The sequence below is a fragment of the Terriglobales bacterium genome (genome assembly GCA_035691485.1).
In the GTDB taxonomy this organism is placed as follows: Bacteria; Acidobacteriota; Terriglobia; order Terriglobales; family Acidobacteriaceae; genus JAIQGF01.
Window position 1 is genome coordinate 1 of record DASSIZ010000020.1, and the last position, 10,681, is coordinate 10,681.

Sequence of the window (10,681 nt, forward strand, 5' to 3'; positions counted from 1 at the left end):
GGCCAGATCAGCTTTGCCAAGTCACTGGCCACGGAACTGGCGCCCCAGATCCGCGTCAATTGCGTCGCGCCCGGCTGGGTCGATACGGAGATGAACGATCCGGTCTTTCATAACAACGGCTTCAAGCGTCACGTGGAGGACGCCATCCCGCTGCGCCGCATCGCCACCCCCGATGATGTTGCGCTTTCAGTCGCGTTTCTCGCCTCCGAGTGGTCCCGCCACATTACCGGCGAGGTCCTCAACCTCAACGGCGGGTCGGTGCTGTGCGGCTGATCGGCACGACGACACCGGTGCTTCTGCTCACATCGAGCAGTGAGCGGCATCACCGCCACTCCGTACAGCTCCCGCTTAAATTTCTTATACGAGGTGCACCGTCCGGACCTCCGCGAGCGGCCGCGCCCAGGAAATCTTACGGGAGAATTGACGATGGCTTATGTAATCACCGATTCCTGTCTTAAGGACGTCCTTTGCGCCGACGCTTGCCCCACCGACTGCATTCATCCTAAGAAAGACGAAGAGAAGTTCGAATCCGTGGGCCAGATGTATGTCGATCCGGAAGGCTGCATCGATTGCGGCGCCTGCGTTTCTGTTTGCCCCTCGAACTCCATCTTCCCGGCGGATGACGTGCCGGAAGATAAGAAGCAGTACATCGAAACTAACGCCAAGTTTTACGCCAATTAGGCGCCAGTCCGCCGAGAGCGACTCTCTTAATAAAGGAGAGCGACCTCCGGAGAATTACTAAGCCCCGGCGCCCTTGCCGGGGTTTTTCCTGGTCAGGCCGGCCGTTTCTCGCCCTCGGCAAAGCTGTACCGCACTCTCTCTCCGGTGTCCGCTGTCGGCCCATAAACCGATGGCACCAGTTCGCCCACCAGCCGCAGGTACACCACCAGTTGTCCGCGATGATGCGAGGAGTGCGTCATCCGCCGCGTCATCACCCAAGCCTTCGAACGCGTCACATCGAAGAACTGTGTCGTCTCGCGCCACCATTCGTCGGGCTTGGCCCGCAAAATCTCCAGCCGTCGCGTCGCATCGCTGCGATATTTCTCGATAAACCCCTGCTTGCTTCGTTGCGAGGGGTTCGGATCGCCAGTATCGATCCCCAGCATCGTCTTCATCCACCGGCCTTCCGACTGTACCTGGTGCTCCATCTGTTCCAGCACGCTGCGCGACTTCGCATGCGGGCGGAAATCCATGCTCGATTCCGGAAACGCTTCCCAGATGCTGGCGATCTTCAGGATTTCGGTCTCGTACGTCTCCAGCAGAAATCCATAGGTTCCCGCCATCTGTCACCTCCCGCGGCTTGCCATTATAGGAGAATCCATCATTCCATTCGTGAAATCGCCCCTGGCAAGCGCGCCAATTCACTACTGGCGCCGACTTTCAGCCATTGTGCTTGACACAGCCTGTAAAAAGCGATAAACCGTAGCCCATTTTCCGAGTCGTTGTGTGCCTCGGCGCGCACGCGCCGTCGTCTCTGACCGTAACCATCGGGGAGGTTGGTCAGCATGAGTCCATCGAGAAGAGATTTCCTGAAAGTGAGCACTGTCGGCGGCGTTGCCGCCTCAGTACTCGGCTTTGACCTCACGCAAGCTCACGCCGAGGTGCGCGAACTCAAGATCGCGCGCACCACTGAGACCCGCTCCACCTGCCCGTATTGCGCGGTCGGTTGCGGCGTCATTATTCATACGCTGGGCGACAAGTCCGGCAACGTCCGTCCCGCCGTCATCCACGTCGAGGGCGATCCCGATCATCCCATCAACCAGGGCGCGCTGTGTCCCAAAGGCGCGACGATCAAGCACAACATCGTCAATGATCGCCGCATTACCAAGCCCATGTACCGCGCTCCCGGCAGCGACAAGTGGGAAGAGAAGTCCTGGGACTTCATGGTCGATCGCATCGCCCGGCTGATGAAGGACACGCGCGACGCCAAGCTGCGTGAGGGCAACGCCCTGACCGCGATCGGCGTCATCGGCGGTTGCACCGACAATAATGAGAACAACTACCTGCTGGTAAAAGCGTTCCGCGCCGGGATGGGCATTATCCCGATGGAACAACAGGCCAGGATATGACACGGCCCGACGGTGGCCAGTTTGGCCGCCACATTCGGGCGCGGCGCCATGACCAATGGCTGGACCGACATTCAGAATGCTGACGTCATTCTCGCCATGGGCGGCAATCCCGCCGAAAACCATCCGGTGGGCTTCCGCTTCGTCATGGAAGCCAAGCGCAACCGCAACGCCAAGCTGGTCTCGGTGGACCCGCGCTTCAATCGCACCTCTGCCGTAGCCGACAGCTTTACCCAGATCCGCGCCGGCACCGACATCGCCTTCCTCGCCGGGCTCATCAACTACTGCTTCACCCACAATCGCATCCAGGAAGAGTACGTTAAGCTTTTTACCAACGCCCCGTTCATCGTCCACCCGCAATACGAATTCAAGGACGACGAGGGCGTCTTCAGCGGTTGGGACGAAGCCAACAAGAAATACGACAAGACCACCTGGAACTACGACATCGGCAAGGACGGCTTCGCCAAGGTGGATCCCACGATGCAGGATCCTCGCTGCGTCTACCAGTTGATGAAGAAGTTCTACTCGCGCTACACGCCGGAGATGGTTTCGAAGATTTGCGGCTGTACGCCGGACGCCTTTAACAAGGCGGCCGACATCATCACCTCCACCTACACGCCCGACAAGGTGGGGACCGTCATGTATGCCCTTGGCTGGACCCATCACAGCTTCTCCGTCCAGCTGATCCATTGCGCCGCCATGCTGCAGTTGCTGCTCGGCAATATCGGCATGCCCGGCGGCGGTCTCAACGCGCTGCGTGGCCACTCCAACATCCAGGGCGGCACAGACTGCGGCATGGCCTATCACAACCTGCCCGGGTACATCGCGATTCCCAAGCAGGATGAACCGGACATGAAGGCGTTCTTCGGGCACCTGCTGCCTAAGCCGCTGCGCCCCGGCGTGATGAATTTCGTGCAGAACTATGACCGCTTCTATGTCAGCCAGATGAAGGCGTACTACGGTCTGCACGCCACCAAGGAGAACGAGTTCGGATACCAATGGCACCCGCGTCTGCCGGCCGGGCCGGCGCCGGGCACCTACGAAAACTGGAGCTGGGCCTTCATCTTCGACCATATGTACAACGGCAAGATGGATGGCCTGGTCAACTTCGGAATGAACCCGGTCAACAACGGCCCGCACTCGCGCAAGGTCATCAGCTCGCTCAAGAAGCTGAAATTCCTGGTCGTGGCAGAGAACTTCGAGACCGAAACCGCTTCCTTCTGGAAGCCGGAAATCATCGCTCTCGACGAGGAGAAGACCAGTCCGTCCGACGTCAAGACTGAAGTCTTCCTTCTGCCGGCTTCCAACTTCGCCGAGAAAGACGGCTCCTTCGTCAACTCGGCGCGCTGGTTCGCGTGGAAGTACAAGGCGCTGGATCCGCCCGGCGACGCCAAGACCGACCAGGAGATCATCGGCCGCATCTTCCTCAAGGTCCGCGACCTTTATGCCAAGGAAGGGGGCAAGTCGCCCGAACCTATCCAGAACCTCAACTGGTGGTACACCAACCCGTTCCAACCCTCGCTCGACGAAGTCGCGCGCGAGCTTAACGGATGGGCCATCGCCGAAGTCAAGAACGAGAAGGATCCCAAGACGGTGGACCTCAAGCCCGGCGAGCAACTCGGCAAGTTCCTCGACGCCCGCAACGACGGTACCACCCTGAGCGGCAACTGGCTCTACATCGGCGCCTATACGCAAGCGGGCAACCTCGGCCAGCGGCGTAACGCGGCCGATCCCAGCGGCATGAAGCGCTTCGAAAATTGGGGATTCAATTGGCCCGCCAACCGCCGCGTCATGTACAACCGCTGTTCCGCCGACGCCAAGGGCCAGCCCTGGGATCCCAAGCGCCCGGGCATCCGCTGGAACGGCGAGAAGTGGACTGGCGACGTTCCCGACTACAAGCCCGACAGTCCGCCCGAGGCCGGCATGGGCGCCTTCATCATGCTGCCCGAAGGCGCCGCTCGCTTGTTCGTGCCGGGACAATTTGCGGAAGGTCCGTTCACCGAATTTTATGAGCCTACCGAGTCCCCGGTCGACAACCAGCTTCATGCCAAGACCAGCAAGAATCCCGCGGTCAAGCCCTTCAAGGGCAAGTGGGACCGTCTTGGCAAGCCCGACGAATTCCCGATTGTCGCCACCACCTATCGCCTCACCGAGCACTTCCATTACTGGACCAAGAACAACGCCTACAACGTGCAGTTGCAGCCGGAATTCTTTGTCGAGATTTCCGAAGAGCTCGCCCGGGAGAAGGGAATCAAGAGCGGCGAAATGGTGAAGATTACCAGCGCTCGCGGTGCCATCCAGGGCAAGGCGATGATCACCAAACGCATCAAGCCCATGCAGGTCGCCGGCAAGACCGTGCACCAGATCGGGTTCCCCATCCACTGGGGCTTCCTCGGTCGCGGCGAGCAGACAGGAGGGATGGCGAACATTGTCACCCCGACCATTGTCGATCCCAACTCGTTTGCCCCGGAGTACAAGGGCTTTCTTGTGAAACTGGAAAAGGCATAGGGAGGAGGACGCCATGACACAAGCACTGGAAATGAAAAACGCTTCGGCCGGCGCCGCTTCCCCCGGCATCCGGCTCACCCAGGTGGTTGCGAAGCTGATTGACACCTCGACCTGCATCGGCTGCAAGGCCTGCGAGGTCGCCTGCCAGGAGTGGAACGACCTGCCTGCGGAAACTACCGTTAACCTCGGTACCTACCAGACGCTGCCTGACATGACGCCGCACGTCTGGAACCTGATCCGCTTCAACGAAGTCCAGGACGGCGACAACCTGCATTGGCTGATGCGCAAGGACCAGTGCATGCACTGCGCCGATCCCGGCTGCCTCAAAGCCTGTCCGGCTCCCGGCGCCATCGTGCAGTACGAGAACGGCATCGTCGACTTCCAGCAGGAGAACTGCATTGGCTGCGGCTATTGCATTTCCGGCTGCCCGTTCAACGTGCCCAAGCTCAGTAAAGTCACCAAGAAGGTTTACAAGTGCACCCTCTGCGTCGACCGCGTTTCCGTCGGCCTGGAGCCCGCTTGCATCAAAGCCTGCCCGACCAGTTGTCTCTCCTTCGGCACCAAGGAGAATCTGCTGCTGAAGGCGCAGAAGCGCGTCAACCAGCTCAAAGCCTCCGGCTTCTCTACCGCCGGAATTTACGATCCCGGCGGCGTCGGCGGCACCGGCGTGGTCACCATCCTGGCTTACGGCGACAAGCCGCAGGCTTATGGACTGCCCGTCGATCCCACCGTTCCCTGGACGGTCGAACTCTGGAAGCAGCCGCTGAAGTGGATCGGTAATCTCGCCATCGTCGGCGGCATCATCGGGACGTTCTTGCACTACCTGCGTTACGGACCGAAGCACGCCCCGGTACCGGCAGACGACAAGAAGGCCAAGCAGGCGCCGGCAGGAGGTCAATCATGAGCAGCGGTCGCATACTTCCCAGCGGGAATGTTCTCCGCTACAACCTCACCGAGCGCATCATTCACTGGACGGCAGGCCTCTCTTACATCTACCTCCTGCTCAGCGGTCTGGCTTTCTGGACCCCGTGGATGTGGTGGCTCGCCCTGTTTCTCGGCGGCGGCCCTGTCGCCCGCGCCGTCCATCCCTGGATGGGCCTGATATTCACCTTCGCCGTCGTGTACATGTATGGCATGTGGCATCGCGACATGCTCGTGACGCCGCAGGATCGCGAGTGGCGCAAGTTCATCGGCGAATACGTCCGCAACGAGGAGGAAGAAGAAGCGGACCCGCACAAGGCCATCCGCGGATACCAGCAGTTCGCACCGGTGGACCGCTTCAACTACGGACAGAAATATCTGTTCTGGGTGATGTTCTGGGGCGGGCTCACGCTGTTCGTTACCGGGATGATCCTGTGGTTTAGCGAGTACATTCCGTGGAGCCTGCGTTTCCTGCGGTTGGCCTCGATCATCCTCCACCCGCTTGCGTTTCTCGTCACGCTGGCTGGATTCATCATCCACGTGTACATGGGCACCGCGATCGTGCGCGGAGGCTTCAGTTCCGTCATCCGCGGCGAAGTCTCCATGCCTTGGGCCAGGTTCCACCATCGCCTGTGGCTGGACAAGATCACCGCCGCGGAACCAGCGGCCAAGAAGTAGAGGTTTTCGACGGCCAGGGATTTTCTGATGCCGCGAAACTGCAAGTCGGAAGTGACGGGGTAGGGCGCGGCTTTAGCCGTGCCGTTGAGTGCCGTAAGTAGTCCGGCTTTAGCCGCTGAGGCTATTTGCAGGAGTCCCGTGGGGACTGCACGAAATCGGTTGACATGACTCGGCCCACCTGGGATCAACGCATCGGGCGCGCCGGCGAACTGGCCGAAGCTTATCCCTTCGCCTCTGAAGTCCTCGGCTTCTATACCGCCGTTGCCCGTTACCAGAAGGCGTTTTACGGATACATCGCCCAGGCCCGGGCGAAGTCGCAGCTTCATGCTTTCCGCGACCCGCTCGATACCGTTCTCCTGCGGCCGCGTTTTCCGGGATTCCTGAACGTCGTCAAAGAATCCGCACCGCTCGCACTTTCCGCAGCCGCCGAACAAATGGCAGCCGAAAAAGAGCCGCGTTGGGAAAAGCTGTTGTGCGATTTCTGGCAGCGCTCCGAGACGGCTGAATTGCCGTACGCCGACTCCTTCTTCGCCCGCGCCTTCCTTCAGCCCTACGCGGAGTTCCTTGCCGAGCGCCTGCCGGAACCGCCGCTCCACGGCAACGCCGCGACCTGCCCGATGTGCGAGTCCGAGCCTGTCGTCGGTGTCCTGCGCGAGGAGCAACTCGGCGCCAAGCGCAGCTTCATCTGCTCGCTGTGCGCGCACGAGTGGGACTTCCTGCGCGCCATCTGTCCGGGCTGCGGCGAAGACCGCAATGAGGCGCTCGCTGTCTTCACCTCGGAACAATTCAACCATGTGCGTGTCGAGGCCTGCGACACCTGCAACACGTACATCAAGACGGTGGACCTCACCACAAACGGCCTCGCCATTCCGGTGGTCGACGAACTCGCCACGCTACCGCTGACCCTCTGGGCCCAGCAGCACGGCTACACCAAGCTCCAGCCCAATCTCATGGCCGTCTAAGCGGTTTCCGCGAAGGGCAGGTTTCACGGCTTCAAAGTTACGTGAAATTTGAAACCTCGAAACGCGAAACCTTCAAACGACATCGTACTCGCTCTGCACCATGCCGCTCGGATAGTGCCGGGTGGCGACGTGATGGAGCCGAATGTCGTGTGGGACTGTGCCGAAGAGAGGGAGTCCATCCCCAATGAGAACCGGTACCCGAGTAATCGTGAGTCGTTGGATCAGCCCGGCTCGCAGGAACTCTTGAATTGTGATCCCACCATCAACATAGACGTGTTTGGCGCCAGTCGCAGCGAGCTTGGAAACGATCTCGGCCGGTCTCCCGGCCATCTGCTCCACCATGTTTCCCCGGACTGCCGACAACTCAAGCGGCCGGCTGCTCAGGACGACGACCCGCTTGTCCTTGTACGGCCACTGTTCGAGGGTCAGTACCGTCTCGAAGGTATTGCGGCCAATTACAATCGTATCGACACTTGCCATGAATTCGTCATAGCCGTGGGGCTCACCACCGCCGGGTGGCAGAAAGTCATACGCGCCGTTCCGTCGCGCTATGAAGCCGTCCAAACTCGTGCCCACAAAGACAGACATTTTCATTGGCTCCTCCTCTTCTGCAGCGGCTTCACTCCTGACCATTTTGACGCACTCCTATCGTGAGTGCGCCTAGCGCTAACACCGCCGGGATACAGACCAGGACGTAACGTGGCTCGGGTGTCTCGACGCGAGCGAAGTACGCGGTACGGACGACGATGAATGCGACGAGTAATAGCACGCCGGGTTGGCGGCGCCATCGCCACGCAGCAGCAAGCGCAAGGCCCAGGTAAAAAACGTTCACCAGCACCAGCCCAACCGTCAGAGAGAAACCAACCGCATCTTTCTCCCACCGTTCCGCGGGCGGCCAAATATCCGATGAATAAGGGAAAATGTCCGTCCTCGGTGTGAACCAGATGCTCACCGACCGGCGCAATGGAATCCATAAGTACGTTCGCAGCGGATGTCGCGCAGCTCGCTCGCGCGCCAGGTCGGCGAACTGCGCGTCGAGTTCCGGAGTGACGGAGGTTGTCGCGTTGTACTGATCCAGCAGCGCTGCAACACGTTTCTTTTCTTCCGGCGAATCGAACGCCGAGTCCGGTACGTTTTCGATGGGAACGGGCTCGTCTTCGAGTTTGTAGAAGACGCCTTGAGCGTCACGCATACGCACCAGCCACGTGTTGATCCAGGCGTAGAAACCCCGCGGCGTGTAATCCCCCGGCATCTCGTAATACCGCGGGGTTAGCAACTGCACCGTGCGGAAGGTACGCCAGTTCCGCGCCGCCCAGGGCAACAGCGGAAGGACAAGGCCCACCGCAAGCAGCGCGCCGATCCGAAACACCTTCGGCCAGCCGGCAGGCCGCCACCAGCGAATCAGGACAACCGCCGCGGTTGCCGCCATCAGCAATGGCGTCTCGGGGCGGACCAAGGTTGCAAGTCCAACCAGGAGCGCTCCCAAAAACCAGACCTTGCCGTTGTAAGCAGGTTTGGGCACGTTTGGCGATGCGGCTTCGTTTTGGTAAGCCTTCACCAGCAGAACCAGCGCCGCCGTCGTGATACAGGCAGTTAAAGTTTCGGTTACCAGCGCGGCCGGATAGCTTGCCAGGAACAGACAGGTTGCCGCGAGCCACAGGCCGGCGATGAACACGCGCCTGCGGGATGACTCCGGCGCAAGTAGCGCGGCCAATACCGCCGTCAACACGCAGGTGCAGAGGTCAACCACGACCTGTGCCAACATCGTGGCCATCGGGGAGCGCCCGAAGAGTAGATAAATAACGGCGAGGAACCCCGGGTAACCGGGCATCCGCAGATTTACGGGCGTGAGCTTTCCATCCAGGAACACGCCGTAAACACGGTGGTCTATCAAATTCCGGGCAAGTTCGTCGTACACCAAAGAGTCCGCCCACTCGTTCGGGAAACGCCAGATCAGAAACACCCGAAGAGCGAGGCCAATGAGGAGAGCAAACACCAGGTGCTTCCACAGTTTGCCGGCGGGGCTTGCTTCTCGAAATCCCGGTTCAAGTTGCGGTTCGTAACCGAGACGGTTGTCGACCATTGGCTGACCAGTTTATATCTAGCAGTCGTTGGTTTCACGGTTTCGCGCTTCCAGGCCCTGGGGTGCGAAAATAGAAACCACCCATGATTCAACTCTCCGCTGCCGGGAAACGATTCGGGGAAAAGCTGCTGTTCGAAGACCTGGACTGGCTAGTCACGCCGCAGGACCGCATTGGCGTGGTCGGCGCGAACGGCACCGGAAAATCCACGCTGCTGAAGATCCTCGGCGGCATGGAGACGTTGGATTACGGAACCATCACGGTCGCGAAGGGAATCAGCTTCGGATACCTGCCGCAGGAAGGGCTGGCGCTGGCAGGCCGGACGGTGTTCGACGAGTGCATGTCGGTGTTCACGGAACTGCTGGGCATCGAGCAGGAGCTGCATGCGCTGGCGACGAAGATTTCCGAGCTGGATCCGGCGAGCGCGGAGTATGCCGAGGTGGCGGACCGCTATCACCGGCTCGATCACGAGTTCGGGGCGCGCGACGGATACGCGATTGAGGCGCAGGTGGGCGCGGTGCTGGCGGGACTGGGATTCAAGAAGGAAGACTGGCAGCGGCGCACGGAAGAATTCTCGGGCGGTTGGCAAATGCGGATCGCGCTGGCCAAACTGCTGCTGCAAAAGCCCAACCTGCTGCTGCTGGATGAGCCGACCAACCATCTCGACCTGGAATCGCGCAACTGGCTCGAGGAATACCTGCAGGCCTATCCCAACGCGTTCGTGCTGATCTCGCACGACCGCTATTTTCTCGACGTGACGGTGAAGAAGATCGTCGAGATCTGGAACCGGGGCGTGCATTTTTACCCGGGAAACTACGACAAGTACCTGGCGCAGAAGACGCAGCGGCTGGAGCAGCTGCAGGCGGCGCACAAGAATCAGCGCGAGCGGATTGAGCAGCTGGAGGCGTTCATCAACCGCTTCCGTTACCAGGCTACCAAGGCGAAGCAGGTGCAGAGCCGGATCAAGGAACTCGAGAAGATGGAGCGGATCGAGATTCCGTCGGAAGAGCGCACCATCCACTTCAAGTTTCCGCAGCCCAAACCGAGCGGGCGCACGGTCGCCGAATTTGCCGGAGTGTCCAAGAAATATGGCGAGAAGCTGGTGCTGTGCGACGTGAACTTCCTGATTGAGCGCGGCGACCGGATCGCGCTGGTGGGGGTGAACGGAGCCGGAAAGTCTACCCTCATCCGCTTGCTGGCGGGCCTGGATCCGGTGACGACGGGCGAGCGAAAGCTGGGACACAACGTGGAGGCGGATTATTTCGCGCAGGACCAGTACAAGCAGCTCGATCCGGAAGCACGTGTGCTGGATGACCTGGAGAAGCTGGCGCCACGCGCCACGCAGACCGAGTTGCGCAGCCTGCTGGGATCGTTTCTGTTCAGCGAAGGCGACGTGTTCAAGCGCATCGGAGTATTGTCCGGCGGGGAAAGGAACCGGTACGCGCTGGCCCGCATGCTGATGTAC

10 protein-coding genes are annotated in these 10,681 nt (G+C 60.4%); 7 read left to right on the forward strand and 3 right to left on the reverse strand.

Features of this window, described 5'->3' with window-relative positions; translation table 11 throughout:
• Together VFI82_02820 and VFI82_02825 are read left to right on the forward strand one after the other, a co-directional pair.
• A partial coding sequence (locus VFI82_02820; GenBank protein ID HET7183587.1) for an SDR family oxidoreductase occupies positions 1-273 on the forward strand: 273 nt, incomplete at its 5' end.
• Positions 274-426: 153 nt separating this feature from the next.
• On the forward strand, positions 427-681 hold the full coding sequence (locus tag VFI82_02825) for a 4Fe-4S dicluster domain-containing protein (GenBank protein HET7183588.1): 255 nt from the start codon (positions 427-429) through the stop codon (positions 679-681).
• Between the two features lie 92 nt (positions 682-773).
• Here VFI82_02825 and VFI82_02830 read toward each other — a convergent pair whose 3' ends face one another.
• Complete coding sequence (locus VFI82_02830; protein HET7183589.1) at positions 774-1,283, reverse strand: DinB family protein; 510 nt, start codon at positions 1,281-1,283, stop codon at positions 774-776.
• Positions 1,284-1,505: 222 nt separating this feature from the next.
• Between VFI82_02830 and fdnG the strand changes: the two genes are divergently transcribed.
• The 4 genes from fdnG to VFI82_02850 all read left to right on the forward strand — a co-directional run bounded on the left by fdnG (position 1,506) and on the right by VFI82_02850 (position 7,135).
• Positions 1,506-4,574 carry a formate dehydrogenase-N subunit alpha gene (fdnG, locus tag VFI82_02835; protein HET7183590.1) on the forward strand — a complete coding sequence of 1,023 codons (3,069 nt, stop codon included), beginning with the start codon at positions 1,506-1,508 and terminating at the stop codon, positions 4,572-4,574.
• A gap of 13 nt (positions 4,575-4,587) precedes the next feature.
• Entirely contained in the window at positions 4,588-5,478 is an 891-nt protein-coding gene (fdxH, locus tag VFI82_02840) for a formate dehydrogenase subunit beta (protein ID HET7183591.1), read from the forward strand.
• A complete protein-coding gene (locus VFI82_02845) occupies positions 5,475-6,173 on the forward strand; it encodes a formate dehydrogenase subunit gamma (GenBank protein ID HET7183592.1) in 699 nt (232 codons plus the stop codon). Before fdxH ends, VFI82_02845 begins: the two co-directional genes overlap by 4 nt.
• A 164-nt stretch (positions 6,174-6,337) precedes the next feature.
• Positions 6,338-7,135 (forward strand): formate dehydrogenase accessory protein FdhE, encoded by a 798-nt coding sequence (locus VFI82_02850; GenBank protein ID HET7183593.1) that lies wholly within the window; start codon positions 6,338-6,340, stop codon positions 7,133-7,135.
• Between the two features lie 72 nt (positions 7,136-7,207).
• Here the strand turns inward: VFI82_02850 and VFI82_02855 are convergent, their stop codons facing one another.
• Positions 7,208-7,729, reverse strand: a complete 522-nt coding sequence (locus VFI82_02855; GenBank protein HET7183594.1) for a dihydrofolate reductase family protein — start codon at positions 7,727-7,729, stop codon at positions 7,208-7,210.
• Between the two features lie 25 nt (positions 7,730-7,754).
• A complete protein-coding gene (locus tag VFI82_02860) occupies positions 7,755-9,218 on the reverse strand; it encodes a hypothetical protein (protein ID HET7183595.1) in 1,464 nt (487 codons plus the stop codon).
• An 83-nt stretch (positions 9,219-9,301) separates the two neighbouring features.
• Between VFI82_02860 and VFI82_02865 the strand changes: the two genes are divergently transcribed.
• The coding region (locus VFI82_02865) for an ABC-F family ATP-binding cassette domain-containing protein (GenBank protein ID HET7183596.1) at positions 9,302-10,681 on the forward strand (1,380 nt) is incomplete at its 3' end.

What these genes read in the sequence shown, in the direction of transcription:
- VFI82_02830 (HET7183589.1), bottom strand. Translation starts at nt 1,283, where the DNA reads ATGGCGGGAACCTATGGATTTCTGCTGGAGACGTACGAGACCGAAATC.
- VFI82_02845 (HET7183592.1), top strand. Translation starts at nt 5,475, where the DNA reads ATGAGCAGCGGTCGCATACTTCCCAGCGGGAATGTTCTCCGCTACAAC.
- VFI82_02825 (HET7183588.1), top strand. Translation starts at nt 427, where the DNA reads ATGGCTTATGTAATCACCGATTCCTGTCTTAAGGACGTCCTTTGCGCC.
- VFI82_02860 (HET7183595.1), bottom strand. Translation starts at nt 9,218, where the DNA reads ATGGTCGACAACCGTCTCGGTTACGAACCGCAACTTGAACCGGGATTT.
- VFI82_02850 (HET7183593.1), top strand. Translation starts at nt 6,338, where the DNA reads ATGACTCGGCCCACCTGGGATCAACGCATCGGGCGCGCCGGCGAACTG.
- fdxH (HET7183591.1), top strand. Translation starts at nt 4,588, where the DNA reads ATGACACAAGCACTGGAAATGAAAAACGCTTCGGCCGGCGCCGCTTCC.
- VFI82_02855 (HET7183594.1), bottom strand. Translation starts at nt 7,729, where the DNA reads ATGAAAATGTCTGTCTTTGTGGGCACGAGTTTGGACGGCTTCATAGCG.